Origin of the sequence: Streptosporangium nondiastaticum, assembly GCF_003011965.1 — a bacterium.
In the GTDB taxonomy this organism is placed as follows: domain Bacteria; phylum Actinomycetota; class Actinomycetes; order Streptomycetales; family Streptomycetaceae; genus Streptomyces; species Streptomyces nondiastaticus.
Genome location: NZ_PXWG01000001.1, coordinates 235,607 through 261,426, shown reverse-complemented (window position 1 = coordinate 261,426; position 25,820 = coordinate 235,607). Strand labels below are relative to the sequence as shown.

General features: G+C 69.2%; 28 protein-coding genes. 10 read left to right on the top strand and 18 right to left on the bottom strand.

From position 1 onward, the window contains the following. Positions 1-34 precede the first annotated feature (34 nt). Positions 35-745, bottom strand: coding sequence for a hypothetical protein (locus B7P34_RS01210; protein WP_146166677.1), 711 nt, complete (start codon positions 743-745; stop codon positions 35-37). 119 nt (positions 746-864) lie between these two features. Between B7P34_RS01210 and B7P34_RS37095 the strand changes: the two genes are divergently transcribed. Beyond that, positions 865-1,020 (top strand): hypothetical protein, encoded by a 156-nt coding sequence (locus B7P34_RS37095; RefSeq protein ID WP_189382318.1) that lies wholly within the window; start codon positions 865-867, stop codon positions 1,018-1,020. A gap of 40 nt (positions 1,021-1,060) precedes the next feature. On the opposite strand, the gene B7P34_RS01205 is transcribed toward B7P34_RS37095, so the two are convergent. Continuing rightward, positions 1,061-1,924 carry a DMT family transporter gene (locus tag B7P34_RS01205; protein ID WP_106673845.1) on the bottom strand — a complete coding sequence of 288 codons (864 nt, stop codon included), beginning with the start codon at positions 1,922-1,924 and terminating at the stop codon, positions 1,061-1,063. Positions 1,925-2,220: 296 nt separating this feature from the next. Between B7P34_RS01205 and B7P34_RS01200 the strand changes: the two genes are divergently transcribed. After that, entirely contained in the window at positions 2,221-3,636 is a 1,416-nt protein-coding gene (locus B7P34_RS01200; RefSeq protein ID WP_106673844.1) for a DEAD/DEAH box helicase, read from the top strand. Between the two features lie 21 nt (positions 3,637-3,657). Here B7P34_RS01200 and B7P34_RS01195 read toward each other — a convergent pair whose 3' ends face one another. From B7P34_RS01195 to B7P34_RS01185, 3 genes are all read right to left on the bottom strand, one after another. Beyond that, positions 3,658-4,530 (bottom strand): lysozyme, encoded by an 873-nt coding sequence (locus B7P34_RS01195; protein ID WP_106673843.1) that lies wholly within the window; start codon positions 4,528-4,530, stop codon positions 3,658-3,660. Between the two features lie 552 nt (positions 4,531-5,082). Further along, a complete protein-coding gene (locus tag B7P34_RS01190) occupies positions 5,083-5,457 on the bottom strand; it encodes a PIN domain-containing protein (RefSeq protein ID WP_106673842.1) in 375 nt (124 codons plus the stop codon). Next, positions 5,454-5,708 carry a ribbon-helix-helix protein gene (locus tag B7P34_RS01185; RefSeq protein ID WP_106673841.1) on the bottom strand — a complete coding sequence of 85 codons (255 nt, stop codon included), beginning with the start codon at positions 5,706-5,708 and terminating at the stop codon, positions 5,454-5,456. The genes B7P34_RS01190 and B7P34_RS01185 overlap by 4 nt, the downstream gene beginning before the upstream one ends. Positions 5,709-6,068: 360 nt before the next feature. Here B7P34_RS01185 and B7P34_RS01180 point away from each other — a divergent pair, with 360 nt between their 5' ends. Beyond that, entirely contained in the window at positions 6,069-7,340 is a 1,272-nt protein-coding gene (locus B7P34_RS01180) for a phosphatase PAP2 family protein (RefSeq protein ID WP_106673840.1), read from the top strand. 138 nt (positions 7,341-7,478) lie between these two features. On the opposite strand, the gene B7P34_RS01175 is transcribed toward B7P34_RS01180, so the two are convergent. Further along, positions 7,479-8,207 (bottom strand): hypothetical protein, encoded by a 729-nt coding sequence (locus B7P34_RS01175; protein ID WP_106673839.1) that lies wholly within the window; start codon positions 8,205-8,207, stop codon positions 7,479-7,481. A gap of 261 nt (positions 8,208-8,468) precedes the next feature. On the opposite strand from B7P34_RS01175, the gene B7P34_RS01170 reads away from it, so the two are divergent. Both B7P34_RS01170 and B7P34_RS36580 read left to right on the top strand, forming a co-directional pair. After that, on the top strand, positions 8,469-9,275 hold the full coding sequence (locus tag B7P34_RS01170; protein WP_106673838.1) for a methyltransferase domain-containing protein: 807 nt from the start codon (positions 8,469-8,471) through the stop codon (positions 9,273-9,275). 122 nt (positions 9,276-9,397) lie between these two features. Beyond that, entirely contained in the window at positions 9,398-9,733 is a 336-nt protein-coding gene (locus B7P34_RS36580) for a hypothetical protein (protein ID WP_189382316.1), read from the top strand. A gap of 33 nt (positions 9,734-9,766) precedes the next feature. On the opposite strand, the gene B7P34_RS01165 is transcribed toward B7P34_RS36580, so the two are convergent. Together B7P34_RS01165 and B7P34_RS01160 are read right to left on the bottom strand one after the other, a co-directional pair. Continuing rightward, a complete protein-coding gene (locus B7P34_RS01165; RefSeq protein WP_286157435.1) occupies positions 9,767-10,309 on the bottom strand; it encodes a hypothetical protein in 543 nt (180 codons plus the stop codon). A 190-nt stretch (positions 10,310-10,499) separates the two neighbouring features. Continuing rightward, entirely contained in the window at positions 10,500-11,390 is an 891-nt protein-coding gene (locus B7P34_RS01160) for a hypothetical protein (RefSeq protein ID WP_106673837.1), read from the bottom strand. A gap of 403 nt (positions 11,391-11,793) precedes the next feature. Here B7P34_RS01160 and B7P34_RS01155 point away from each other — a divergent pair, with 403 nt between their 5' ends. The 3 genes from B7P34_RS01155 to B7P34_RS01145 all read left to right on the top strand — a co-directional run bounded on the left by B7P34_RS01155 (position 11,794) and on the right by B7P34_RS01145 (position 14,312). Continuing rightward, positions 11,794-12,996, top strand: coding sequence for a globin domain-containing protein (locus tag B7P34_RS01155; RefSeq protein ID WP_106673836.1), 1,203 nt, complete (start codon positions 11,794-11,796; stop codon positions 12,994-12,996). A gap of 151 nt (positions 12,997-13,147) precedes the next feature. Beyond that, positions 13,148-13,771 (top strand): TetR/AcrR family transcriptional regulator, encoded by a 624-nt coding sequence (locus B7P34_RS01150; RefSeq protein WP_106673835.1) that lies wholly within the window; start codon positions 13,148-13,150, stop codon positions 13,769-13,771. Between the two features lie 265 nt (positions 13,772-14,036). Further along, the gene (locus tag B7P34_RS01145; protein ID WP_106673834.1) at positions 14,037-14,312 is read left to right on the top strand and encodes a cupredoxin domain-containing protein; all 276 of its coding nucleotides are present in this window, start codon (positions 14,037-14,039) and stop codon (positions 14,310-14,312) included. 35 nt (positions 14,313-14,347) lie between these two features. On the opposite strand, the gene B7P34_RS01140 is transcribed toward B7P34_RS01145, so the two are convergent. From B7P34_RS01140 to B7P34_RS01100, 10 genes are all read right to left on the bottom strand, one after another. Beyond that, positions 14,348-17,608: a bifunctional cytochrome P450/NADPH--P450 reductase gene (locus B7P34_RS01140; RefSeq protein ID WP_106673833.1), complete on the bottom strand. Its 3,261-nt coding sequence runs from the start codon at positions 17,606-17,608 to the stop codon at positions 14,348-14,350. A gap of 453 nt (positions 17,609-18,061) precedes the next feature. Continuing rightward, positions 18,062-18,787, bottom strand: coding sequence for a hypothetical protein (locus tag B7P34_RS01135; RefSeq protein ID WP_146166674.1), 726 nt, complete (start codon positions 18,785-18,787; stop codon positions 18,062-18,064). A gap of 258 nt (positions 18,788-19,045) precedes the next feature. Then, positions 19,046-19,246, bottom strand: a complete 201-nt coding sequence (locus B7P34_RS01130; RefSeq protein ID WP_223267360.1) for a hypothetical protein — start codon at positions 19,244-19,246, stop codon at positions 19,046-19,048. Between the two features lie 49 nt (positions 19,247-19,295). Beyond that, positions 19,296-19,760 carry an iron chaperone gene (locus B7P34_RS01125; RefSeq protein ID WP_106673831.1) on the bottom strand — a complete coding sequence of 155 codons (465 nt, stop codon included), beginning with the start codon at positions 19,758-19,760 and terminating at the stop codon, positions 19,296-19,298. 150 nt (positions 19,761-19,910) lie between these two features. Continuing rightward, on the bottom strand, positions 19,911-20,432 hold the full coding sequence (locus B7P34_RS01120; protein ID WP_106673830.1) for a helix-turn-helix transcriptional regulator: 522 nt from the start codon (positions 20,430-20,432) through the stop codon (positions 19,911-19,913). Between the two features lie 80 nt (positions 20,433-20,512). Continuing rightward, entirely contained in the window at positions 20,513-20,923 is a 411-nt protein-coding gene (locus tag B7P34_RS01115; RefSeq protein ID WP_106673829.1) for a VOC family protein, read from the bottom strand. A gap of 137 nt (positions 20,924-21,060) precedes the next feature. Beyond that, entirely contained in the window at positions 21,061-21,198 is a 138-nt protein-coding gene (locus tag B7P34_RS37090) for a hypothetical protein (RefSeq protein WP_189382314.1), read from the bottom strand. Positions 21,199-21,239: 41 nt separating this feature from the next. Then, positions 21,240-21,800 carry a GNAT family N-acetyltransferase gene (locus B7P34_RS01110; RefSeq protein WP_223267359.1) on the bottom strand — a complete coding sequence of 187 codons (561 nt, stop codon included), beginning with the start codon at positions 21,798-21,800 and terminating at the stop codon, positions 21,240-21,242. A 135-nt stretch (positions 21,801-21,935) separates the two neighbouring features. Continuing rightward, the gene (locus tag B7P34_RS01105) at positions 21,936-23,162 is read right to left on the bottom strand and encodes an acyl-CoA dehydrogenase family protein (protein WP_106673828.1); all 1,227 of its coding nucleotides are present in this window, start codon (positions 23,160-23,162) and stop codon (positions 21,936-21,938) included. Positions 23,163-23,204: 42 nt separating this feature from the next. Beyond that, entirely contained in the window at positions 23,205-23,684 is a 480-nt protein-coding gene (locus B7P34_RS01100; RefSeq protein WP_106673827.1) for a flavin reductase family protein, read from the bottom strand. Positions 23,685-23,802: 118 nt separating this feature from the next. On the opposite strand from B7P34_RS01100, the gene B7P34_RS01095 reads away from it, so the two are divergent. Both B7P34_RS01095 and B7P34_RS01090 read left to right on the top strand, forming a co-directional pair. Continuing rightward, positions 23,803-24,531: a FadR/GntR family transcriptional regulator gene (locus B7P34_RS01095; RefSeq protein ID WP_223267358.1), complete on the top strand. Its 729-nt coding sequence runs from the start codon at positions 23,803-23,805 to the stop codon at positions 24,529-24,531. Between the two features lie 192 nt (positions 24,532-24,723). Continuing rightward, positions 24,724-25,806 carry a PD40 domain-containing protein gene (locus tag B7P34_RS01090; RefSeq protein ID WP_106673825.1) on the top strand — a complete coding sequence of 361 codons (1,083 nt, stop codon included), beginning with the start codon at positions 24,724-24,726 and terminating at the stop codon, positions 25,804-25,806. The last annotated feature ends 14 nt before the right edge of the window (positions 25,807-25,820 follow it).

Genomic DNA, 25,820 nt, shown 5'->3' with positions numbered 1-25,820 from the left:
TCCGGGAGTCGAGGAGTGGGGCCGGGTATGTCCTCTATGACTCGGCGGCAGCCTCGCTGTCGCCGTGGAAGCCGGCCGCTCCGCGTGTCCGTCGTACCGGCATGGTCCCGGTACGGTCGCCGCCGTACGGACCCGGAAGGGCCGAGATCGCCTCGGCCACGCCGGCGATCACGGCCTCGTCGACTTCCGCGTCACCGAACGCCTCCCGTAGGGAGTCGAGACGTGATCGCAGCCTCACCGGCTCCAGCGCGAGGCGTTGCCGCGGCGCATCGAGCTCCGGGACGTTCAAGACCACCGCCTCCGCCGGTTCCTCGGGTCCGGAGCGTGGTGGAGCGTGTGTCGTGGTGGCGTGGGAGCGGGCTTCGGCTTCGGCCAGGCACCAGAGATTGTCGAAGTGGCGGGACACGGCGTCGACTTGAGCCGGGGAGACGTTCCGCACTCGCTCGGCCAGGTAGACGACCAGCGCGTCCACCACGCCGGACATCGGCAGCCGCTGACTGGAGAACGCGTTGTAGATCGTGGTCCGGGAGGCTCCCGGCACGTCCTTCAGCCCCTTCACCATCGTCGTCAGTGAGGGGCTCTTGGCCACCAGATGGAGCTCGTGCAGGGCGTCGTTCAACGCCCGGTGCATCCTGTACGGAATATCCGGCTTGCTCAGACGTCCGGCCCGCCCCACCACGCATCTCCATTCGCGTCCGTTCAACAGCGTTCGACGATATTCCCACGCGTCCTCAACTTTCCCCACGCCATGGCGACTTCTTGTCTGTCGCGGGCGGGTCCGGCCCACTCCCTCTGCGCCGGGTACGGCCGCGGCGAAGGTGGTCACGAGCACTCTGCACAGCCGTCACATCGTGAGGAGCCGCCATGCACAAGGGATCCGCCATCTACAAGGGATCGACACAGACCACCCTGCGACGTTTGGCCCGAACCGCCGCGTTCAACGCCGTACGCGGTGCTGCGTACGCCTGCGGGGCCGCGGCGATCGCGGGCCTCGAATGGTGGGCCGAAAAGATCTTTTAGGACCGCCCGGAGCCCCCGGCAGCGGGCCGGCACAGCCGGGTCAGAGCTTGCGCGGGGTCTCCGTATCGACCCGGGGCAGGATGAGGACGCCCCACGTCACCAGCACCGCCCCGACGGCCTCCGGGATCAGCCACCAGCCAGTGCGGGCCCGTTCTCCGTAGACGAGCATGCCGAGGGCGAGGCTGATCAGGGCCTCGCCCAGCGTGAGGGCGGGCTGGGAGGCGATCAACGGGCCGGACTCCATGGCATTGGCCAGGAGGAAGAGCGCGCAGGCGCCGCCGGCGACGAAGCCGTAGAACTGCCAGGCCGTGAGGAAGGCCGTGCCGCCGTCCCTGGCGAAGATGTCGGTGGCGGCAGTCATGAGGACGGCGGTGAGGGCGTAGCCGATGGCCGAGGCCGAGCCGAACAGAGCGGCACGGAGCCGTCCGCGAGGTCTGGGCAGCGCGGCCAGGACGCACAGGGCCATGGCCCCTGTCGTGCACACCAGGGTCAGGGCCCACAGGCCGCCGGGGACCTGGCTGTGTCCGCCGGAAGGCTTCGCCGCTGCGAGAGCGAGGCCGAGCCCTCCGGCGACCATGGCCGAGGCCGCCCAGCCCGCGGCCGGGAGCGGCCGGCGGGAATGGGCGGCAGCGATGAGGAGAGTGAGCGGGAGCTCGATCACCAGGAGGGGCTGTACGAGGGACAGGGAGCCGAGATTCAGGGCCAGTGCCTGGCAGGCCGCGGCGCCGACGATCACGGCGATGCCGGCGAGCCAGGCGGGGCGTCGCAGGAGGTGCCCGACCAGGCGGACGCTGAAGGCGTCCCCGTGCGGCACCGTCACCGCGGCGATTCGCTGCAGCACCGTCCCCGAGGCGTTGCCGACGGCCGCCAGCAGGGCGAAGAGCACAGAGAGCGCGGCTGACACGGGCGGCTCCCTGCGTCGTCACTTCGCGGTGTCACTTCGGGGTATCACTTCGGGCACTGACCATGACGATCACACGGGTGGTGCGGCGCGGGAAGAAGGCGCGCGCACGCCCTGGGCCCCGGGGCGGGCGGATACCGCACCACAGCACCGGCCCGAACTATCACTTTGTGTTAACGTTGGATCTTTGGACAGCCGTGACGTTCGGTGATTCTGTCCGTCCGGCATCCCCCTGTTCGGCCGGCCGCTCATTTCCTGCCGGGCCTTCCTCGGTACGTTCCCTATGCGGAAGGCTCTTCATGAACGACGCGGATCACCTCGGCACCTCGCACGACGCCCCCACCCGGCCGGTACCCCCCGCCTCGACGGCGGCCCCGGTCGCTTCCTTCGCCGACCTGGAACTGCCGGCCGCGGTGCTGCGCACGCTCACCGAGCGCGGTCTGCGCGAGCCCTTCCCGATCCAGGCGGCCACGCTGCCCAGCTCTCTCGCGGGACGGGACGTCCTGGGGCGCGGGCGCACCGGATCGGGAAAGACGCTCGCCTTCGGCCTGCCGCTGCTCACCCGGACGGCCGGGCGCCGCGCGGAGTCGAAGCAGCCCCTCGCTCTGATCCTGGTGCCCACCCGGGAGCTGGCCCAGCAGGTCACCGAGGCGCTCGCGCCGTACGCCGATGCGCTTCGGCTGCGGATGGCCGCGGTCGTCGGCGGCATGTCGATCGGCCGGCAGGCCGCTGCGCTGCGTGACGGTGCCGAGGTCGTCGTCGCCACCCCCGGCCGCCTGCACGACCTCATCGAGCGCAAGGCGTGCCGCCTGGGGCGGGTACGGATCACCGTCCTCGACGAGGCCGACCAGATGTGCGACATGGGTTTCCTGCCGCAGGTCACCGAGGTGCTGGACCAGGTCCGCCCCGACGGCCAGCGGATGTTGTTCTCGGCCACCCTGGACCGTGACGTCGACCAGCTGGTCCACCGCTACCTCCGCGACCCCGTCGTCCACTCGGTCGACCCGTCCGCGGGCGCGGTCGCGACGATGGATCACCACGTGCTGGTCGTCCATGGTCCCGACCGGTACGCCGTCACCACGGAGATCGCCGCCCGCGACGGCCGCGTGCTGCTGTTCCTGGACACCAAGCACGCGGTCGACCAGCTCACCCGGCATCTGCGGGCCGGCGGAGTGCACGCCGCGGCCCTGCACAGCGGCAAATCCCAGCCGCAGCGCACACGGACCCTGGCGCAGTTCAAGAACGGCCAGATCACCGTTCTGGTGGCGACCAATGTCGCGGCCCGTGGCCTGCACGTCGACGATCTCGACCTCGTGGTCAACGTCGACCCGGCCACCGACGCCAAGGACTACCTGCACCGCGCGGGCCGCACGGCGCGGGCCGGTGAGTCCGGCCGCGTCGTCACTCTGGTGCTGCCGGGCCAGCGCCGTGAGGCGAGCCGGGTGATGGCCGAGGCCGGCGTCGAGCCGACGGTCACCAAGGTGCGCTCGGGCGAGGCGGAGCTGAGCCGGATCACCGGGGCCAAGGCCCCCTCCGGCACCCCGCTCGACGGCGGGCCCGCCGCGTCCCGGGCCAAGAACACCAACACGCCCTTCCGCGGCCTGGGCACCAGCAAGGACGCCTCCCGCCGCACCGGCGGCAAATCCCGCAAGGCCGCCGAGGCCCGCCAACTCGCCGAAGCCCGCAAGGCGGCCCGGGTACGCCGCGGCGCCTGAGCCGGATCCGAGGCCGGCCCGTCAGCCGTAGGCGAGCGCCTCGAGCCTGTTGTAGGAGCCGTTGAACCGGTCGTGGTCGCCGACGGTGGGGCCGGTGCTGGTGTGCTGCCAGAAGGTGTAGAAGTCCCAGCCGTTCGGGAGCTCTCCGGAGGAGGAGCCGTAGCGCGGTACCCACAGCGGGTTGTACCGGCCGAATCCTCCGTGGTTGCCGGTGCACTTCTTCCACCACGCGGTCGAGGTGTAGATCGCCGCGTCGCGCCCGGTGTGGTCCCGGTAGGCGTCGAGGAAGTCCTCGATCCAGTCGATCATCCGGCCCTTGCTCAGCCCGTAGCAGGCACTGCCGTAGGGGTTGTACTCCATGTCGAGCACGCCCGGCAGCGTCCAGCCGTCGTCCGTCCAGCCGCCGCCGTGGTGAACGAAGTAGTCGGCCTGTGCGCCGCCGCTGGAGTTGCCCGGCAGAGCGAAGTGGTACGCGCCCCGGATCATGCCCGCGTCGTACGGGCCGTTGTACTGCTGGGCGAAGTAGGGGTTGGTGTAGCTGGTGCCCTCGGTCGCCTTGGCGTAGGCGAATCTGACGCCTTTGTGCCAGAGCTTTGACCAGGAGACGTTGCCGTTGTGGCTGCTGACGTCGACTCCGTCGACCGAGGCGCCTCCCAGGGCGCGGTCGCGCCGCGCGGGGCCCTTGGTGGCCGGGCCGCGTTCGCCCTCGTGGGCGCGGACGGTCGAACCCATCCAGTCCTGCTCGGGGTGGGTCGGACGGCTGGTGGTTCCATCGACCGCGGTGGCGGTTCCGGGGAGAGTGACGAGCAGGGTGAGTACGGTCAGGAGGGGGAGGAGGATGGCCACCGCTGTGGGGGGATGCGGGCGGCCCGGGCCGGGGTGGTGCTCGGGCATGAGGTGCCTCCGAGGCCATGGTGGGGGGAGGGTACGGGGGAATTCAGCGGTCACCGCGTAGGCATGACCGTGCGATCTGTCCGGTTACGGGCTCCGGCCACGATGATCACCTCCTCCGGCTCCCGGCCTTGCGCTGTACTGCACCACGCTCACACCTGGGCCCCGGCAGCGCACGAGGTGGCAGGCAGCCGGATGACCGTGGCAGACGTTGCGCACCGGATGAGAAGAGGCTGCGCCATGGCGGGACGAGCTCCGGACGACAGCCCGTTGCACCCGTAAAATGCATCATTCGGCATGTTCAGGCTATTCACCCGCAATAAGTGGAGTACGCACTATCTCACATGCTTCCGCATATCTTGTCCGATGCGGTTGCATTTAGGGAGGGTTGACTGCGCGTTTCCTGACGGACGTCCGACCGGCGAACCGGCGAACCGCCGGAGATACGCGTGCCCCGCGACCACGACAGCTCGTTCGAACCGGAGCTGACCGGCGTGGATGAGATGGTCATCTCCCTGTCCAAGGGCGGTTGGGCGGCAGCCACCGGCCGCGTGATCAGAGAGGGTTCAGCGGGGTGACGCCCGTGCCCTCGTACAGCTCGGGCTCCAGCGAGAGAACGGTGACGGGCTCTCCCGCTCCGGCCGCCTGCCAGGCGATGGCAGCCGTGTGCACCACAGGCCAGTCGGCATCCGGCCAGCTCATCGCCGCCTCGGCGTGCGCCGTCGTGAACGGAACGGCTTCAGCGAACCGCAGAGAGGTTGCGTGCCGGCCCGCGCCAGGGACCCCGCGCTCCGCGGCGAGCGCGGCCAGTGACGGGATCAGAACTCGGCCGGTGCCCCGGGAGGCTTCGATGTACAGGCCGGTGAAGAAGGGGTCCTCCCCGTACAGGGCGGCCAGAGCAGTGTGATCCAGGACAGCCGCGGGAGTCATATGGCGGTGCCGTCCCGATGAGCGCGGATCTTCACCCAGGCCTCCTGGCCGGCCTGCTGCACTTGATCGGTGTACTCGACCCCGAGCTCCCGGGCGGCCTGCAGAGCGCGCTCCTCCCGCTCGGCCCGCGTCAGCTCACGGGCCGCGAGCTCCTCCAGCAGCTCCGTGATGGTGGTGCCGCGCTCAGCCGCAAGAATCCGCAGCCGGTCACGGACCTCTTCGGTGGTCTTGATGCTCGTCGGCTTACCCACACCGGCGATTCTACCGCCGGTAGAATCGCCGGCGCGATCCCCATCAGCAGCCACAGAGGAAGCGACTTTCCCTGCCTGGAACCACTGAGCGACCCCATGACATGACAGACCGGCCACCCTCGCACGCCCCACCACCCACGACCGCCGAAACCCGCCCGTACCAGCTCCGATAGCATGTTCGACCTCGTGGCGATCGCCCCGATCGCCCGTCCTTCACCGGAAACCATGCCATCCAGCAAAAATTGACCTATTTATCTCAAAACTAACAAATCGGCCAAACAATTGATATCTAAAAGCTCGCGGGCGTCTTCGCGAATAGACAACACATTCACGTCCGCCGCATGGCGTCGACCACGGGTGATGCTGTGGGCCACGGTGAGCGTGGTGGCCCTCGGATTCCTCATAGCCCTGGAGATCGCCGCACGGCACTACGGCCTTCCGGGGCCGATGACCAACCAGGCGAAAGAGGTGATACTCGCTCCCAAATCAGGGCCACTGCTGTACGCCGGCATGGCACTGATGATGGTGGTGCTCACCTGGCGGGAGCGGCTCATCGCCGCCGGCATCGCAGTTGGCATCGATGTCATCTTCTTTCTGGTCCGGTGGGCAGTCGACGCCAAGATGATGTTCGGTAACGGCGCGCTGTGGGTGACCTTGGGCTATGCCGTCATCGCCGTCACGCGCCGCACCGGCCGCGAACGTGTCCTGCTGCTGAAGGGCGTCGGGCTGGGCCTCCTGCTCGTCGCAGGACGCAAGACCGGCGACACCTGGCTGCTCATCACGTCGAAGACCCGCCCGACGGTGCTCGACCAGTACGTGGCGATCGCCGACCACGCCCTGGGCAACCCGTCGTGGGTGGTGGGCCGGATCGTCGAGGCCACCGGCCCGATCGGTGACCACATCCTCGACTACGTCTACATCCAGCTCGCGGTGGCCGCGGTCATCGTCGCGCTGTACCAGCTGCGCAACGTGGCGGCGGAGCGCCGCTTCCCGAGCCATCACCTGGTGCGGACCTTTCTGATGATCGGCCTCCTCGGGCCGGGCATCTACATGATCTTCCCGGTGGTCGGCCCGATCTTCGCCTACGGCTCCGACGGCACGCACTGGGCGGTGGCCGACCTGTGGCCGAACACTCCGCCGCCGCTCAACGTGCCCCACCAGATGCCCTTCGACGAGATCACTCCGCGCAACTGCATGCCCAGCCTGCACACGGCGTGGGCCACCGCGATCTTCATACATTCCCGCAAGGGTCCGCGCATTCTGCAGTTCTTCGGTGCGTTCTGGCTGATTTCCACGCTCGGCGCAACGCTGGGATTCGGATACCACTACGGCACCGACATCATTACCGGCGTGGTGTTCACGCTCACGATCGAGGCAGCGCTGCGCTCGCAAGAACGCGGCTGGGACCGCTCGGGAATCCAGCTGGTCGCCTACGGTGCAGCGGTCTTCACCGCGCTTCTGGTGTCGTTCCGCTACCTGCCGATGGAAATGGCCGAAAACCCGTGGGTGTTCGGACCGCTTCTCATTCTGGCGATGGCCTCGGTGATCTACGGCTACATACGGACCACCAAGCGGTGGGAGCCGAAGACCGCGCCGGCGCGGCAGCCGGAACCGCAACCCGAACTGGTTTGAGTCATGTTGCATCAGGTCGTGGGCTGAGCGCTTGCCGAAGCCTCTTCACACATGCCTTGCCGCTCCAGTAGCGCCGCGAGGGCGGTTGGGGGCGTGACAGCAGCCCACGACCCGATGCAGACCAAAGAAAACCGCGATTCAGCGACAGTCGTTGAGCCAGTCGCCCGGAATCAGGTCCCGGATGCGGTCCAGATCGTCCTCTGTCCGGCCGCGAGCCAGGATCGCCATGCCGTCATCGTCGCGCAGTAGGACGTCCGGCCCCAGGAACCAGCGCGTCGCATGACCCTTGTCGCCGACGGGATAGTCCGGGAACGGCAGCCGGAGGCATTTCTCCTGAAGCAGTTCGACGCTGTCGTCGTCGGTGTCGAGAAAGTCGCAGAGGTCCGCGTCGGCGTTCAGTGCCTCGGAGAGAACGATCTCGACGAAACACAGGGACAGCCGCTCCAGCCAGCCTTCCCACCGTTCGGCAGTCTTGTCCGCCAGGTCGGACCGGATGAGCACCGCAGGATCCTCGTTCTGAAGGCTGTCCAGGAGGATGCCCCAGGACGCGGCTCCCTGATTCTCGTGCCGGAAGACCAGCGCCTCCTTGCCGTCATCCACATACAGCTCCGCCGGGCTGAGCAGCACATCATGGTTGCTCGTGAGGTCCGGACGGCGTCCGAGCAGCACATAAGCTTCGCGCAACGCTGCCGGCAGCCGGATATCCAGCCGTTCCTCCGCCGCGGCCACCTCGGTCTCCGGCCACCCGTCCCCGTCTCGGAGCGGGCTCACCCAGTGGGCAGCGAAGTCCCGGATGAAGTCCCACGCGCCGCCACGGCTTTCGACGCCTCTGGCAAGGGACCCGACAAGATCGAAGCTTGGTGTCATGCCAGGACGATATCCGTCCTGACCAGCAGCCCTTCCCACACCCTGGTCGGCATGGCGGGGCCGATGGCTCGGACGGAGCGGGGTCCGGCACGTCGACGATATGCACGCCCCCCCCGGTGGGCGTTTCGCCGTCCTCGGCAAACGTCAGGCCGCGACGGCAGCGTTCCAGCGCACGGCACAGTCATCACGTAAGCACGGTCACAGCCGGCGAGTTGGCAGGCCTGAACACCGGGCGTCAGACCCCTCTGCCACAATCGCCGCATGGCTGAGCACGAAACAGATCACGGTTACCTGCTGGACAACAGGCAATCGGAGGCAGGGATCCGGTTCGAGGCGCTGAGCGAGTTGTTCGATCCGGTGACGTTCCGGCACGTCGACCAGCTCGGGATCACTGCCGGCATGCGGTGCTGGGAGGTCGGTGCCGGCGGTCCGTCCGTGCCTCTCGGGCTGGCCGAGAGGGTCGGCCCCACGGGAGCGGTGATAGCCACCGACATCGACGTGTCCTGGACCCGGGACATCGCCGGCGGCGTGATCGAAGTGCTGCGCCACGACGTGGCGGCCGAGCCACCGCCGCCCGGCGAATTCGACCTCGTCCACGCCCGGCTGGTCCTGATACACGTCACCGACCGCGCCGAGGCCCTGCGCCGGATGGTCCAGGCGCTGCGGCCCGGCGGCCGGCTCCTCCTCGAGGACGCCGACCCGGAGCTGCAGCCATTGCCGTGCCCGGACGAGTCGGGCCCCGAGCAGCAGCTCGCCAACCGGTTGCGGGCCGGCTTCCGCACCTTGATGGCGGGCCGCGGCGCGGACCTCGCCTACGGGCGGACCCTGCCCCGGCTGCTGCGTGAGGCCGGTCTGGACGACGTTCAGGCCGACGCGTACTTCCCCATCACCTCACCCGCATGCGCCGTCCTCGAAGCCGCAACCGTACGGCAGGTCCGTCACCGCCTGGTGGCGGCAGGACTCGCCACCGACGAGGAAATCGACCGCCACCTCGCGAACATCGCCACCGGGCAACTCGACCTGGCAACCGGCCCCATGATCTCCGCGTGGGGACGCCGCCGCCCGTAGCCTTCCCCTGGCTTCCCCTGTGCCGACGCCATGCTTGTTCGGGTGACAGGCCGTCACTCACTCGAGGGTTGGCGCTGTGTCCTTACTGCTCCGCGCCGGCCACTGGCTGCATGCTCTGCTCCATGACCTCATCCCTCCGGCCTCCGCAGAACCGCCTGCTTGCCGCCGCCGGCATCGGCGTCAGCGTCGGCCTGCTCGCGCTGGCCGCGTCGGCAGCTCCCGCTGCCGCCCTCTCAGTTCCTGACCCCGCACCTGTCCTGCCGGAACCGTCGCGCGCACCTGCCGTCGGGCAGGCCGTCAGCGTGACCTGCGATGCCTTCGGGCCGACCCTGTTCGTCCGGCTCCCCTCGCAGCTCTCTTCTCTTCCATCAACGGTCACTCCGGAGCTCAAGGGCTTCCCCGAGTGTCTTCACGGCATGAACCCCACCGGGGAGCAGGATCCGTCCGTACGTGGCTGAGCACGCCTGCGCTGTGCATGTGTTCGCTTGGCGTCAGCGATCGGCCACAGCAGAAAGCTGCACCAACTCCGGGTCCGCCATCAGCACCACGCGGTCTGCGCCGGGGTCGAACCCGAGCACCGGGTTCTCGTAGTCGCCTTCGGCGGTCATGGTCACCGCCTTGCCCAGCTGCCTGCCCAGCGTGGTCAGGAATCCGCACAGGATGTCCACTCCTTGCTGGCCCTGCAGCTCTCGAAGGTCGAAGTCGAAGTCGATTTCCTCAGCAGACATGGGACGGAAGATCACCAGTACGCCCGGAACCGGCCGGACCCGCAGATCGACCGTATCGGCGTCGGCCGGACGCGTCAGCACCTCCACCGCAGGCGGCAGGGGCCCGGAGACGCCGCCCTCCGAGTACTCCCACCCCCAATCACTCGACCGAACGAGATCGAACACCGTCTGCCAGTCCTCCACCGCAACGCCCTGCACGGACACGTCCGGCAGAGCACCCATCAGGTCAGGGTCGAAGAAGTTCCTGACGTCATCCCACACCAAATCCGACATCCGGCCATGCTGCCTGTCCAACTCGTCGAGCACACCCCGATTTCCCCGCGCGCTGCGCCGCGGCGAGTGCGCGCCGCGCTCCGTCCATGAACGACGCCTTGTGCCGCCCGTCGAAACGGCACGGCACTCCGCGCAGAATCGACGGGTGTCGCGCGGCTCCGTAGCCCGGTGGAGGGTCGATGACCCGGTGGGTGGTGCCGGTCCGGCGGTCGCGCACCCCGTACTACTGGATGATCGTCCGTGGCAGGTGAGTCGGCGTGCTGATGCACCTGTAGATCTGCAGGGCGCAGCCGCGCCCGACTGTCACGATCGTCGGTGTGCGGGTGTGGTACAGGTCTCCGTCCACGTCCTCGACCGGACGCCAGCTGCGGCTTCTTCCTTCCCACTCGCTGCTGGCGACGGTCAGCAGCGCTTCCACAGGGCCGCCGCACTCGCCGCACCGGAGCTCTTCGAAGTCGGCCGGGCAGCCGTAGGTGAAGTGTGCCGGCCAGCCGCCGAGCTTCCAGCCGGGGGCGGTGGACAGGTCTCCCTCGTAGTCCACGTGCTGGTGGTCGATCGAGCGCTGCTCCGTCCAGGCGTCCACGCGCTGCGTCTGTTCCTCCGTGAGGAGGTGTACTGGTGGAAATTCCCGGACTTGTTCCGGATGCAGCACACAGGGCATCGGCACGTGGTCACTCATGTCGATGTAGGCGGGCTCGGGCGGCTCGGCCAGGATCTCCTGTACGTCCGAGGACAGCCGCCATCGCAGCTGCACGGCACCCGAGGCCCCTTCGATCTCGTCGAACGGCGTCCACAGCGCTTGAAGCATGTCCGTCCCCTCGGGGCACGGAAGTCCGGGTACGTCCCGGGCGTAGAGCTGCACGAGCGGGATCAGGGGCAGCGGCCCTTCCGGCAGGAGTTCCGGTGCGTACCCGGCTCTGATCCGGTCGACCGCTGCCGTCTCCTGCTCGGTCAGCAGGTCCGTACCGGGCCTCCGCGGCCGTGACCGTGCCTGCGCGATGGTCTGCCGCAGCGTGCGCACGTCCGCCGGCGTGGTCAGCGGCCCGTAGGCCCCGTGCACCGGCTCGTACACCGGCCAGGGTTCGCCCGCGGGCCACAGCAGCGGACCGCCCACTGAGCTGTCATGGACCGTGGGGGCACCTGGTCGCGGGTGCAGGCGAGTGGCTGTCCGGGCCAGGTGCGCCAGCTCCGGAAGTTCCACGGCCACGTCCAGCGGGCGCGGCGGCGTCGTGCGTGTCAACGTTTCCCCTCACAAAGGCAGGCTCCATCCAAACACGGATGACCGCAGAAGAATGAGCCGCGGAAATCCGGCATCATTACGCGGTTCGGCGCCGGATGCCCAGGGGCCGCTGGTCCCGGTCTGCGGGGCTCGTCAGGGACCAGGCGGCCCCGACTGCCCGGACGCTGGTCCCGAATGTTCCGCGCACCGGGCTGACCTGCTGTTACGGCTGCTAAACCTGACAGTGCCCGCGGTTGCGCAGGGCCAGTTGTCCCCCTCTTGTTCTCTCGGGAGCGTCATGCTGTCTGCCGAATCCGCCTCGGTGATCCGGGCAACCCTGCCTGCTGTGGGCGGGGCACTGGACGAGATATCCACCCGCTTCTACGCGACGATGTTCGCCGAACACCCCGAGCTGCTGGACGGCATGTTCAACCGCGGTAACCAGGCGAGCGGCGCGCAACGGCGGGCGCTGGCGGGGAGCGTCGCCGCCTTCGCCGGCGCGCTGGCAGCCGACCCCGGCACCCGGCCGGACACGCTGCTCGCGCGCATCGCGCACAAGCACGTGGCCGTCGGCGTCAGCAACGACCAGTACACGATCGTGCACAAGTATCTGTTCGCCGCTATCGCAGAGGTGCTCGGCGAGGCCGTCACCCCTGATGTGTCGGCCGCCTGGGACGAGGTGTACTGGCTGATGGCGGGGGCCCTCATTGCCCAGGAAGCCCGTCTCTGCCTGGAAGCACAGGTGCGACCGGGGCACCCCTGGCGGCAGTGGACCGTCCTGGACCGGCGGCAGGAGACCGCCGACACCGTCTCCTTCTTCCTGCGGCCGGCCGACGGCGCCCCGGCGCCGCGGGCGCGCGCGGGGCAGTACGTCAGCGTGCGGGTCAAGATGCCCGACGGCGTTCACCAGTTGCGCCAGTACAGCCTCTCCTCGGCCCCCGGCGAGCAGAAGCGCCGGATCACGGTCAAGCGCGTCCACGGTGACGGTGCTCCCGAGGGTGAGGTATCGAACCTGCTGTACCGCACTCTGCAGGTGAGCGACGAACTCACCCTCTCGGCGCCCTTCGGCGATGTGGTGCTGGACGAGAGCGACGCGCCGCTGGTGCTGGTCTCCGCCGGCATCGGCTGCACCCCGATGGTCGGCATGCTGGAGTACCTCGCGGGCATCGCGTCCACCCGTTCCGTCACGGTCCTGCACGCCGACCGCTCCCCCGACGACCACGCGCTGCGCAGGGATATGAACCTGCTGGTCGATGCGCTGCCCCACGCGCGGGCCACGTTCTGGTACGAGCGGTCCGCTGCGGAGGAGCCGGATTCCCGGGCGGGGCTGATGGACATCGACGGGCTCGGCCTGCCGGCCGACGCGTGCGTGTACCTGTGCGGCCCGCTGCCCTTCATGAGGGAGATCCGGTCGCAGTTGCTCCATGACGGCATCGCCGCCCGCAACATCCGCTACGAGGTCTTCGGTCCCGACCTGTGGCTGGCCGACGTCACGGCTTGACCGGGCGCTGTCACCGTCGCCGCTGTCGGTGTCGGTGTCGCTCTCGGGGCGCACTGCCGATCGCTTCGTCCCTTCTCGCTCCACCGATGCGCCGGAACCACCAACTTGGTCACACGACTTGTTCGCCAGACTCAGTCGATACGATGGCGAGATGGCTCACGTTTCCGCGGCTGAGCGCCGCCCTCAGCTGATCAAAGCGGCCATCGACCTCATGACCCGGGAGGGGGTCGCCGCCGGCAGCACACGCGCCATCGCCGCCGAGCTCGGCGTTGCACAGGCCACGGTCCATTACACCTTCGGCACGAAGGCGGACCTGTACCGGGCGGTCATGGAGCAGCTCACCGACGACCTGATAGCGCAGGTCGAGCGAGCGGCGCCGGAGGACGCGGGTTTCGAGGAGACGATCGTCGCGCTGGCCGGCGCCTGCTGGCGCACGGTGCGGGAGGAAGCGACCCGCTACCGTCTGCTCACCGAGTTGAGCATGATCGCCCTGCGTACCCCTGGTCTGAGTGAGGCCTACCAGGGCTATTACCGGGGGGTGAGTGAGGTGACGGCGAGGCTGGTGAGCGAGGCGGCGGCGCGGACGGGGTATGAGCTCGCCCAGCCGGCGGAGACGGTCGCCCGGTTCTTCCTCGCCGGTTTCGACGGGCTGACGCTGCAGTGCCTGTACGCGCCGGACGAGTTCTCGGGAGGTGTGGGCCTTCGGGCTCTGGTCTCCGCGACCGTCGCCCTGGCCACGGGGCGGCTGGACCTGGCGGAGGTGCCGACGAGTTGAACAGAGTGTCCGCAAGCCCGTAGACGCCAGGCGGGGGCGGCTCGGCCGGCGTCGGGAAGGCGGCGGCGTCCGCGGAGCCGGGGGGCATGGGATTCCCCCACTCCCGTCCCGGCCTCCCCAACACCCCCTTTCCAATAGCCAATTAGGATGATTCTGGATTTGCTTGGATGATTCCGGGCATATTTCCCGCACTCACGCGTACGCGATCCCCGCACCCAGCGGGGATCGCGTACGGGGGAAAGGGAAGCGGAAGAGGGGGCCAGTCATGTCGACCCAGCACACCGTGTTGATCCGGAACTTCGCCTTCGTCCCGAACGACCTGGTGATCAACGCCGGCGACTCCGTCGCCTGGACAAACCAGGACAGCATCACACACACCGCCACGTCCGACGCCTCCCCGCCGGTCTGGGACACCGGCGACATCCTTCCGGGGCGGACGTCCTCCCCGATCACCTTCCAAACCCTCGGCACGTTCCCTTACCACTGCCGCATCCATCCGGACATGCGGGCCGGCCTCATGGTGATCGTCTCCGGAGGTTGACCCTGTCGGTGCCGGGTCCAAGCCGGTGGCTGTGGTCAGCCGGCCCAGACGTCCTCGACGTAGTGGCCGGACTCGGTGAGGGAGGTCAGCCAGGCGGCTGCCCCCTCGTCGGACGCACCGGTGTTCTTGCGGTAGATCGCCATGAATGCTTCCCGCACTGCGGGGGCCATGCGGCGGCCGTCACCGCAGACGTAGACCCGGCCACCGGCTTCCAGCACGGTCCAGACCTCTTCGCTCTCGCGCGCGATGCGGTCCTGGACGAAGCGCGCGCCGTCCTCGGGCTCGTACATGAACGTGGGGCGCATGCTGACGGCTCCGGCCACTTGGGCGGCTTCGAGCTCCTCTCGGTGGAGGTAGTCGACGTCGGGGTGGTCGCAGCCGAAGTAGCACAGCAGCATGCCTGCCGACCGGTTGTGCAGCCGGGCGAGCCGGTCGAGGACCGCCCCGCGGAAGGGCGCCAGGCCAGTGCCCGCGCTGACCAGGATGGCCGGCGCGGACAGGTCCTCGGGAAGCCGGAAGGCCTCGTTGCACGGCAGCACCCGGGCCTGGAGGGTGTCACCGGCCTGCACGGTCCGGACGTAGTGCGAGGCGATGCCGTGGAAGGTGCCCTCGCCGCTCCGGTGGGGTGCGGTGAGCAGCGACACCATCAGGTCCACCTCGCCGGGAGAGGCCTCGGCCGACGAGGAGACCGAGTAGTGGCGCGGACGCAGGACCGGCAGCAGTTCCAGGAAGCGTTCGAAGGGCAGCTCGCAGGCGCGGTGCTGCTCCAGCAGGTCCAGGACGCTGCGTCCGGCGGCCGTCACCTGCTCGCGGAACGTCTCGGGGTCCGCCGTGGCGAGTTCGGCCAGGGGACGCTTCTCGGGCGGGCAGGCGGTGTGCTCGGCGAGCACGGCGACCTGGTCGCGGGTGGCGGGGTCCTGCAGTTCCACGAAGTCGGTCAGCAGCCGGCGCAAGGTCAGCGGGCGGTCGACGGGGAGAGTGTTGCGGTTGCGCCGGCGTGCGTGCAGCCGGACGGTGCGGGCCAGGTCGAGGCCGAACCGGTCGGCGACGCGTTGCACGAGGGTGTCCGGGTTGCGCGGGAGCACGGCCAGGTGGTCGCCGGTGCGGTAGGTGACGCCGTCGGGCAGTCGCAGTCTCAGGAAGCGCTTGGAGCGGCCGAGCTCATGGTCGGTGTCGACGAGCTCGTACGCGTCGAGCACGCGCATGGGCCGTACGCCGTGTCGTGCCGCGAGTGCGCCGGTGACCGACTCGGTGGTGTCGTGGAGTTCGTAAAGGCCCGGGACCTCCTCGGGTTCGGCGGTCGCCGCGGCGGCGTGGGGTACCGGGTCGCCGTACCGCTCCAGCAGGGCAGTCCACAGGTCGCCCGTCCACCGGTCCACGGCGCCGGCGAAATCGCCGGAGGCATCGGCGGCGCCGCGCTCCAGCAGTGGCGTGGCGCCGGCCGCCGTCAGACGCTCGTCGATGAGGGAGGGGACGCGCTGATAGGTGGCTGCCCAGTTGCGGTCGCCGACACCGAGCACGGCGTACCGGACACCGCCGAGCGAGCCGGGCTCAAGTTCCTCCAGTGACGCGACGAACTCGGCGGCGTCGTCGGTGGGCCTGCCGTTGTAGGAGGCGGCCACGATCACGACCGGGCCCTCGGCGGCTCTCAGCTTGCCGACGTAGTCGTCGAGAGATGCCACGGCAGGGCAGAATCCGTGCTCGTCGCCGTCGGCTGCCAGATCGCGGGCGATGCCGGCACAGGTGCCCAGGTTGGAGCCGTGCAACAGGGTGAGCGCGGTTCCCGCGGCCCGTCGGGTCACGGGACGGTCCTGGCCGGCGGGGGCGCTGCTCGTGGCGGCTGCGGGCAGGCGGTGCTCGCTGCCGGCGCGCCGGGCCAGTTCGAGGGTGAACCCGTCGGGCTTGATGGTGAGGGTCTGCTTGATCTTCAGCTGGTAGTCGGCGTGGTCGATCAGCCGGTAGCGGTGCACCAGCAGCCCGAGGAGCAGGGTGGCCTCGTGCAGGGCGAACTGGCGGCCTATGCAGGCGCGTTCACCGTTGCCGAACGGCTTGAACAGGTGGACCGGCCGCTTCTCCTCCCGCTCGGGTGTGAAGCGCTCGGGGTCGAACAGCTCGACGTTCTCTCCCCAGGCGGGGTCGCGGTGCAGGGCCGGGGTGTAGACCGTCAGTGTCCGGCCCTTGCGTACGGCGTACTTGCCGCCGATGACCGTGTCCTGGAGGGGTTCCACGGCGAAGCCGGGTGCGGTCGGCCACAGCCTCAGGCTTTCGTTGAGGACCTGGCGGATGTAGGTGAGTTTGCCTATGTCGCCATAGCCGGGCTCCGGGGTGTCGGCGTCGCCCCACAGGGCGTCCACCTCGGCCCGGGCCCGCGCGAGCACGGCGGGGTGCTTGGTCAGGTAGTACAGAGCGAAGGACAGGGCGCCGCTGGTGGTCTCGTGCCCGGCGATGAGGAAGGTGATCACCTGGTTGCGGATGTTCACGTCGTCCAGGGGCTCGCCGGTCACCGCGTCCCGAGTGTGCAGCATCCGGCCGAGCAGATCGTCCGTCCTGGTGTCACCGGATGACCTGCGCTGCCGGATGACCTCGTCGACCAGGTCCGTCATCAGGTCGACGTCCCGGCGGAACTGCTCCGCCTGCTTCCGCTTGAACAGCTCCGCGCCCGGGACGGACTCGACCTTGTCCTGGGTGAAGGCCAGTGCCCGTGACATCGCGCCGACGAAGGGGTGCACCTGGTCCCGGCGGAACGACTGGAAGTCGTAGCCGAAGCCGCACAGCCCGATGGTGTCGAAGGTCAGGCGGGTCATGTCCTCGGGGACGTCCACTTCCCGCGCGCCGACGGCCCGGTCCCACTTGGCGATCAGGGACCGGGCGGCGCGGAGCATGGTGCCGTGGTAGCTGCGCATCGCGCCGAGCGAGAACGCCGGCATCAGGATGTCGTGGGCCTTGCGCCAGTTCGGCTCGTGGTTGAAGGCGGTGAACAGGCCGTCCCCGGCGAAGCGGCGGACCTCGATCAGGTCCGGAGACAGACTCTTGCGGAACCGGGACTCGTCCGACAGCTCCGTCACCAGGTCCAGCCCGCCGATGATGACGGTCTCGGCCCCGAAGGCGCGCATCCGGAACACCGGACCCATCTCCTTGACCTCCTTCATCAGGTGGTCGTGGCCGTCAGCGCCCTTGGGCAGGTCGAAGGCGTGACCTATCAGGGGCAGCGCTGGGCGCTCGGGGATCGTCTGCGGCTCGTCGATGGGCGCGTGAGGCGCACGAGATGCGTGAGGTGTTTGAGGCGTGTGAGGCATGAGCGTGCCTTTCGTTTCACACCAGAGGTCGCTTGCCCGTCAACGTACAGACGACATTGTCGGTCGACAATGTCGAGTGATTGTGTTGATGGACACGGTCAGGCGACTCAACCGTGGAGGGGCGTGAAGACGTCGGCCCGGTACCGGTGAGGAAGAAGGCGGAGGCGACGAGGCGTCAGGTGGAGGGCTGATCAGGGCGGATGACATTGTCATGGCGCTCGCCGGACCCCGGGCGTTCGGGGAGCGGCGCCCAACACGTTGCGCTGCACGCCGCGTTCGGCGCCCCGGGCCATCTCGGGGCGGATTGCCCGGACCTGCACCCCGGCCGGCCGGTAAGCAGGGGGTTGCGAGCACCTGGTACGGGCTCGCTTCGGGGAAGTGAGCCCCTGCGCTAACGTGCGCGCCTACACCCAGCCTGCCATTGTCATCGGCGGCCGCCTCGGCAGCCGGCGGTCACTTGTTCTTGGGGCACTCCATCCACCTGGTCTGGTAGTCCATACGCGGCCTCTTGTCCTCCCCCAGGACCGGCGTATGAGTCGTCAGATCGATTTTCTTCACGCCTCTGCTACGAGTGCTGGGCTCGCCCTCCCAGTAGCTCATCTCCAGGTACCCGGAGCTCTTCTGGAGCCATGGGGCGGACTGGAGATACACCCTCTTCCCTTCGGGAATGCTGACGATGCTCTTCTTTTCCGCGGTCCTGGTGTCGGTCCACTCCGTGCTCTCACCTTGCAGCTGCTTGTACTCGCGGGCCTCCCCCTCGCTCACGGTGACGTTGCGGCCGAGGCTGACGTTCAGCACGTCCGCGATGGCGGCCGAGATCGCCCTCGAGACGTTCTTTTCGATCGACCGCTCGTGCCTCCTGACCCTCTCGCTCCCCCGCGTCACCGCCCTCGACCTGGCCACGGACTCGTTGACCAGCAGCTCAACACTCCATGCCGGCCCCTCGCAGGCGCCGAAGCTGGCCGACACGGCTCTTTGACCGAAGTCGACGTATCTGGAGTCGTGCTTGATGACGAAACGACACGTCGCGTATCTGGGGTATCCCAGGCTGCGGTTCTCCGCACGCGCCCATTCCTTGTTGTTCAGCAGGAGATCACGGTCGTAGCCGTCTTCCCGGCCCAGGCAATCGGAGATCTCATGGTGGTCGCGGGACACTGCGGCGGCCGGAGTCTGGAGCAAGCACACCAGGCCGGCCGAGGTGATACCGGCGACGACCTTCCGCCGGGCCCGAGGACACCAAGAACGACGCACGGTGGACCCCATTCGTCGAGAGGAATACGGGAAACTGTTGTCTCTTCACGAAAACGATCAGTTTCGTTCCCGGCAACGACGACTCACCCGCACGGCGGGCCCGCCCCGCACACAGGCCGGCCAGGAGGCCGGCCGCGGTGCTTGCAGGTGCTGCCCGGCCACCAGCGCCCTGCCCGCTCCACCGTTCTACCGCGACACGAGGAAGTGGACCTCGCGGGGCCTGACCTCCAGATCGCTCAAGCCGTCGGGCGTCGCGCCCATCTCGCGAGCGAGGTCGGCTGTCGCCCGGAAGGCCTCCTCGGACTCGAACGCGCCGGTGGTGACGACGGCGTCGCCGCCCGGGGTGACCCAGACCCCGACGGACAGGAAGCCCGGCTGCTGCCGCATCGCCTCGGCAACCTGGTGGCACTCGGCGACGAACTCTTCGACGTGCTCCTCAGCCCACTGCCTTCTTCACGAGGGCGCTGATGAACTGTTCGTCGGCTGCGGTCAGTTCCTTCAGGGCGTAGGAGGTCGGCCACATAGCACCGTCGTCGAGTGCCGCCTGGTCGCTGAAGCCGAGCGTGGCGTACCGCGACTTGAACTTCTCCGCGCTCTGGAAGTGGCAGACGACCTTGCCGTCCCTGGCGTACGCGGGCATCCCGTACCAGAGCTTGGCCGCGAGGCCGGGAGCGGCGGTCTTGATGATCTCGTGGATCCGCTCGGCGAGGGCCCGGTCCGCTTCCGGCATCTCTGCGATCTTCGCGAGCACGTCCTGCTCCGCTGCCGCCTCCCTCTCCGCCTTCGACGCACCACGCCGCGCCGCCGCGTTCTTCTGCTCGCGGGCGTGCTCCTTCATCGCGGCCCGCTCCTCGGCGGTGAATCCGCTGTACTTCTCGTCGGGCGAGTTCGTGGACGGCATGGTGTGTTTCCTCTCGTACAAGGTGGGACGGGGTGGTGCGGGGGCGTGGGGTATCGGGAGTCAGGTCGGCCAGGTCGGCCGGGTCGGCCAGGTCGGCCAGGTCGGCCGGGTCGGCCAGGTCGGCCAGGTCGGCCGGGTCGGCCAGGATCATCACGCTAGGGGCTGCGCGACGGCCGGGGCTTCTCGATTCCTGACCGGTCGCGCCACTTGCTTCACCACGCACGCAGGCATCCCCTCCACCGTGATCGCCGGGCCCGTGTCACGGGCCGCACCAGCGGCATCGGCAGGGTCGGCCGCCGCATCTGCCGCCAGGCGGCGGAAGGCCCCGGGCGGCACGCCGACCAGTTCGGTGAAGCGGGTGGTGAACGTGCCCAGCGACGCGCAGCCGACCGCGAAGCAGACCTCGGTGACACTGAGATCGCCGCGCCGCAGCAGCGCCGTCGCCCGCTCGATGCGACGCGTCATCAGATACGCGTACGGCGACTCGCCGTACGCGGCCCGGAACTGCCGGCTCAAGTGCCCGGCGGACATGTGCGCATCGCGGGCGAGCGCCTCCACGTTCAGCGGCTGCGCGTACTCCCTGTCGATCCGGTCGCGGACGCGGCGCAACCGCGCGAGATCGTCCAGGCGCTGCGCCTGGACGCGTGCACGCCGCCATTCGGGCTCACACATGGGGACCCTCCCCTTTGTCGTTCGTCTTCAATGCCATCGACGTCTTCGGGTGCGCCGCGGCGATACCCGCGGGGCTCGGCTCAGCGAAGTTCCTGGATGCGGACCAGGTTGCCGGCGGGGTCGCGGAAGGCGCAGTCACGGATGCCGTAGGGCTGCTCGGTCGGCTCCTGGACGACCTCGGTGTCGCCGGCCTGCATCTTCTCGAACGTGGCGTCGAGGTCCGGTGTGGCCAGCAGGATCCAGCCGTAGGTGCCCTTGGCCATCATCTCGGTGATGGTGCGGCGCTCGGCCTCCGTGATGCCGGGATCGGCGGCGGGCGGCGCCAGAAGGATCGACGTGCCGGGCTGACCGGCCGGGCCGACCGTGATCCAGCGCATCCTGCCCTGCCCGACGTCGCTGCGGACCTCGAAGCCGAGGACGTCGCGGTAGAAGGCCAGGGACGCGTCGGGGTCGTCGTGCGGCAGAGCGGTCGTGTGAATGGTGATGTTCATGACGAGCAGGCTAGACGCGGCTCCGTGAACCGGGCTTCTCGATTCCTGCTCGGTTCCTGCCTGCTTTCTGCCCGGCCCGGGCGCTCCTGACCCGCCCGGACGCTCGACCAGCTGTCCCGCCGTCGGCTCCGTTCAGTTCAGGAGCCGCCGAGCCGGCTCGTGGCGTCGAGGCGGAAGGCGGTCTCCGCGGGGACGAACTCGCCACCCTCAGCCCCGCCCCGGACCCCGAACGCCTTGACGCCGTCCGCCGCTTCACCCGCCACCAGGTACGACAAACCCGCCGTCCACTACGAGGCAACCGTCCTCGTCGCCGCCATCAACGAGTGGTGGTGACGTACTGGTCCGACGACAACTCGAACACCCGGACCCGCCGACCGCCGGTGGGATTGACGGTCTCACGGACCGGACGCATCCCCAGTTTGGTCATGATCCGTTCGGAGGCGTCGTTGCCCACTTGAGTGATGCTGACGATCCGCTCCAGCCCTCGCGCTTCGAACCCGAACCGCACAACGGCTGCAGCGGCCTCGGTGGCCAAACCCTGCCCCCAGTGGGGACGCCCCAGCCGCCAGCCGACCTCAACCGCCGGCAGTACTTCCGGCAAGTAGTCGGGCACCGAGAGGCCGGTGAACCCGGCCAGCTCACCAGTGGACCGGATCTCCACGGCGAACAGACCGAAGCCGTGCGACTCCCACTCGCTCTCCCATGCCTGGATCCCGCTGCGAGTCTGCTGTTCGTCACGGACGCTGCCGTCTCGGATCCACCGCATGACCTCGGGGTCGGCATTGACGGCTGCCATGGGCGCGACGTCTTCCTCGCGCCAGCGGCGCAGGATCAGACGGGGAGTCTCCAGCGTGACCATCCCATCATTCTGGATCACGAAATGGGCTCCTCGCCATCCTCACCAGGCACATTCGACACACGCCCAGCTCCTTGCTCCGCCGCATGACCGCCGGGCCCGGCCCGGCGCGGCGCGGCCCGGCGCGTGGGTGCCGCGCCGGGCCGGGCGGTCATCTCATACGAAGGGCGTGATCCGCTCTTCGACCCCCAGCAGCAGCTTGCCGTAGATCTCCATGCCCACCGCGGGCGTGGAGACCGCGTGGCGTCCGGCGGTGCCTGCGTCACGCCAGATCCGCTGGAGCGGGTTGGCGTCGGCGAAGGCGCCGCCGCCGTGCACGTTGAGCAGGGTGTTGATGGCTTCCAGGACGTTCTTGATGGCGTGTCCGCTGTCGGCACGGACCCGGGCGCGGATGGGCACGTCGAGGTCGCCGCCGCGGGCGGCGGCCTCGTCGATGTCCGCGGCGGCTCGGTGCAGGTGCAGCTGCGCGGTGTCGATCTGCATGGCGGCCTCGGCGACCTGGAGCTGTACGGCCACCGACTCGGCCTGCGTCTCGTAGTAGGTGTACGAGATCGGCTTGGTCGCGGCCTTCTCGGTGACCAGCTTCAGCGCGGCGCGGGCCATGCCGACCTGGGGCCCGGCGAGGCCCAGGGCGAGGAGCGGTGAGAGCGGAGAGCGGAACAGGCCCGTCGGCCCGTGGACGGCGGGCAGCTCGCCGTCGATCGCGCGCGGGACGGAGATGACGCGGTGCTCGGGCACGAAGACGTCCTCGGCGATCAGGCAGTTGCTGCCGGTGCCGCGCATTCCGGCGACGTGCCAGACGTCCTGCATCTCCAGGTCCGTGCGCGGTACGAGCACCATCGCCTGGTCTGCCACGTCGCCGCTCTCGTCGGTGAGCGGCAGGCCCAGCACGGCCCACGTGGAGTGCCAGGATCCGGAGTTGTAGTACCAGCGGCCGGAGATCCGCCAGCCGCCTTCGACCTTGTGGTTGGTGGCGGTGGCGGGAGTGAAGACGCCGGTGACGCGTGCGTCGGGGTCTGCGCCGAAGACCTCTTCCTGGGCCTGGAGGGGGAAGAGGCCGGCCAGCCAGTTGCAGGTGTTGACCACGGCCACCACCCATCCCGTGGAGCCGTCGCCCTCGGCGACCGCGGCGGTCACGTCCACCAGGGTGCGCATGTCGGTCTCGTGTCCGCCGAAGCGCCGTGCCACGGTCAGCTTGAACAGCCCGGCGTCGGCCAGGGCGTCGATGACTTCGTCGGTCACCTTGCGGTCCGCCTCGATCCTGGCGGCGTGCTCGCGCAGCAGCGGCTGCAGGGCGGTGGCCCGCGCCACCAGCTCTGCTGCGGTCGCGGCGGACGTGCTGGTTCCGGTGCTGGTGCTGGTGCTGGTGCCGGTAATGGTCATGTCTGTCTCCATAGCTTTGAACACGTCGTGGGATTAAGGGGGTTACGCGACCGGGGCGAACGCGGAGTGCGTGCCGAAGGTCCGGTGGCCGTAGACCAGTGGTGCCGCCGTGGCGGTGCGGGCGTGGACGACCACTCCCAGGAGCAGGAGGTGGTCACCGCCCTCCACGGCCGAGGCCAGCTCGCAGACGAGCCAGCCCGGCGCGTCCGGGAGCCGCGGCAGCCCGTGGTCGTACTGCCACCGGACCCCGGCGAACCGGCCGGCTGACCGGCCGGCGAAGCGCCGTGCCAGCGGCTCCTGTTCCGCGCCGAGCACGTTCACCCCGAACCGCCCGGTCGCCAGGATGCGGGCCAGCAGCCCCGAGCCGCGGTCCAGCGCCACCGACACCATCGGCGGGCGCAAGGACAGCGACGCGAACGCGCTGACGGTTGCCCCGTGAGGCGCCTCGTTCTCGGTCGCGGTCACGACGGTCACCGGGGCGCAGACCCCGGCCATCAGGTCCCGGAAGTCCTGCTCGGTCATCACAACCCCTCCAATTCATCATGATGATTACGGTGATCATGCACGGAGGTTTGAAAGACCGTCAAGGGGTACGATGCTATTGGTCATAATCAATAGCTCTGAGGATGTGGAGGCCCCAGTGGGAGCCGCAGACGACACCAGAGGGGGCATCGAGCCGCCGGCCTTGCGACGCGGCGACTGGGAACGCACCACGGCCTCCCGCGCCGAGGTGGCCGCCGAGCGCATCGCCGCCATGGTCACGGACGCCGAACCGGGTGCGCGCCTGGGCACGAAGGAAGAACTCCGCGCCACGTGCGGGGTGTCCGTCGGCACGTTCAACGAGACTCTGCGGCTCCTCCAGTCCCGCGGGCTGGTCACGGTGCGCCCCGGGCCGGGCGGCGGTCTCTTCGCCGCCGAACAGTCACCCATGCGGCGTCTGGGCAACTCCGTTCTCGCGCTGGACACTCACCAGCCGGACGGCGCACGCGCCGAGGAGGCCCGGCGCATCCGCGACGCCCTAGGACCGCTCCTGGTCGAGGACGCCCTCTGGCACGCTTCGCCTGCCGATGTCAGCGCACTCCGGGAGGGATTGGCGGACCTGGCCAAAGCCGTGCAGGAATCCGACCCGGCCGCCTTCTCCGCCGCGGACCACCGGCTCCGTACGCGCCTGGCGGCCATCAGCCCCAACATGCTGTTGCGCTCGCTCTACGCGACGCTCCTCCCCCTGGCCGAACCCGACAGCGCAGAGCAGCTCCGGGACCGGTACGACCACCATGCCGCCCTCATCGACGCCATCGAAAACCGTGACCGCACCGAGGCACTCGAACTGGCGCAGCCTGACTCGCGACCCGAACCACGATCCGGCTGAAGCGGGCTCACGAAGCGGGGCGGCGCCGTCCGGCACGTACCCGCTGACCGCTCCCACATGACCGAAACCCCGCCTCCCACAGCACCGTTGCGGCTGCATGCTTGCGGTTCTCCGGTGGAGAGCCGGAGAAGAGACCACATCCTTCCTGGGGGGAAAATGAGAGGAAACGCGAACCGGAGCAGCATCAGACGCGTGCGGGCCGCTCTGAGCGCGGCGGTCGTGGTCTGCGCGGTCACCGTGGCGCTGCCCGGAGCCGCCTCGGCTCAGCCCACGGTCGTGGCGGGTCTCGCGGGCAATCGCGCGGCCGGTGTCGAGAGGGTCAGTGCCGCGGCCGACGGCACCCAGGCCGACGACAACTCCGCCGGCGCCTCAATCACGCCCGACGGCCGCCACATCGTCTTCTCGTCGTCGGCGAAGAACCTCACGCCCGATGAGACGACGGGAGGCGACAGGGTCTTCGTCCGCGACCAGCCGGCGCGGCAGACCAAGCGGATCGGGTCCCTGACCACGCTCCAGCCTCCGGTGATCAGCGGTGACGGGGAATACGTCGCCTATCCGGTGCAGTGGATGCGAAACGTGCGGATTCGCCAGTATGAGGTGGGCACGGGAAGAACGGCTTCCGCCGACTGCTCGGCCTACAGTTGCAACCAGCCCTCGCTCAGTGCGGACGGCCGGCACACCGCCCTCGCCATCTTCTTCCAGCGGCCGTCGCCCGGCCAGCGCATCGAGGTTCAGGACTGGAACAGCGGGGGCACCAAGGCGACCGTCGCCACCCTCGGCCACACCCAGCCCTCCCGGCCGTCCATCAGCGGTGACGGCCGCTATGTCGCCTACCAGGACGGCGAGGCGCAGGACGTCTTCGTGTGGGACCGGACGAGCGGCACCACCTCCGGCCCGATCGAGGGCCCCTCCAAGGAGGCGGCCCTCGTCCAGCTCAGCGACGACGGCACCAAGGTCGTCTACCTTTCGGGCTCTGACACCTACGTCCATGACGTACCTTCAGGCACCGAGCGGCTGGTGCCGAACGTGCGGGGCGTGGCCATCGATCCCACCGGCCGCCATCTGCTGTACGCCCCGCACGACACGTCCGGACCGTCGCTCATCCTGCGCGACCTGCAGACGGGCACCGACAAGGTCGTCTCGGACCGGCTCGCCTCGGCCGGGACCCACGCGGTCAGCGCCGATGGGCGGGACGTGGTCTTCCACTCCACGGCCGGCATCCTGCCCGGCGACACCAACGGCAAGTCACAGGTGTTCGCCCGGCACTTCGACTGATCGCTGCGGCACCC

Bases quoted from the DNA above. Each gene is read 5' to 3' on its own strand.
- B7P34_RS37095 (WP_189382318.1), top strand. From the start codon at position 865: ATGCACAAGGGATCCGCCATCTACAAGGGATCGACACAGACCACCCTG.
- B7P34_RS01115 (WP_106673829.1), bottom strand. From the start codon at position 20,923: ATGAACATCACCATTCACACGACCGCTCTGCCGCACGACGACCCCGAC.
- B7P34_RS01195 (WP_106673843.1), bottom strand. From the start codon at position 4,530: ATGCCCGAGCACCACCCCGGCCCGGGCCGCCCGCATCCCCCCACAGCG.
- B7P34_RS01175 (WP_106673839.1), bottom strand. From the start codon at position 8,207: ATGACACCAAGCTTCGATCTTGTCGGGTCCCTTGCCAGAGGCGTCGAA.
- B7P34_RS01190 (WP_106673842.1), bottom strand. From the start codon at position 5,457: ATGACTCCCGCGGCTGTCCTGGATCACACTGCTCTGGCCGCCCTGTAC.
- B7P34_RS01120 (WP_106673830.1), bottom strand. From the start codon at position 20,432: ATGTGTGAGCCCGAATGGCGGCGTGCACGCGTCCAGGCGCAGCGCCTG.
- B7P34_RS01105 (WP_106673828.1), bottom strand. From the start codon at position 23,162: ATGACCATTACCGGCACCAGCACCAGCACCAGCACCGGAACCAGCACG.
- B7P34_RS01130 (WP_223267360.1), bottom strand. From the start codon at position 19,246: ATGCGGCAGCAGCCGGGCTTCCTGTCCGTCGGGGTCTGGGTCACCCCG.
- B7P34_RS01200 (WP_106673844.1), top strand. From the start codon at position 2,221: ATGAACGACGCGGATCACCTCGGCACCTCGCACGACGCCCCCACCCGG.
- B7P34_RS01100 (WP_106673827.1), bottom strand. From the start codon at position 23,684: ATGACCGAGCAGGACTTCCGGGACCTGATGGCCGGGGTCTGCGCCCCG.
- B7P34_RS01140 (WP_106673833.1), bottom strand. From the start codon at position 17,608: ATGCCTCACACGCCTCAAACACCTCACGCATCTCGTGCGCCTCACGCG.
- B7P34_RS01170 (WP_106673838.1), top strand. From the start codon at position 8,469: ATGGCTGAGCACGAAACAGATCACGGTTACCTGCTGGACAACAGGCAA.
- B7P34_RS01155 (WP_106673836.1), top strand. From the start codon at position 11,794: ATGCTGTCTGCCGAATCCGCCTCGGTGATCCGGGCAACCCTGCCTGCT.
- B7P34_RS01125 (WP_106673831.1), bottom strand. From the start codon at position 19,760: ATGCCGTCCACGAACTCGCCCGACGAGAAGTACAGCGGATTCACCGCC.
- B7P34_RS36580 (WP_189382316.1), top strand. From the start codon at position 9,398: ATGACCTCATCCCTCCGGCCTCCGCAGAACCGCCTGCTTGCCGCCGCC.
- B7P34_RS01150 (WP_106673835.1), top strand. From the start codon at position 13,148: ATGGCTCACGTTTCCGCGGCTGAGCGCCGCCCTCAGCTGATCAAAGCG.
- B7P34_RS01145 (WP_106673834.1), top strand. From the start codon at position 14,037: ATGTCGACCCAGCACACCGTGTTGATCCGGAACTTCGCCTTCGTCCCG.
- B7P34_RS01180 (WP_106673840.1), top strand. From the start codon at position 6,069: ATGCTGTGGGCCACGGTGAGCGTGGTGGCCCTCGGATTCCTCATAGCC.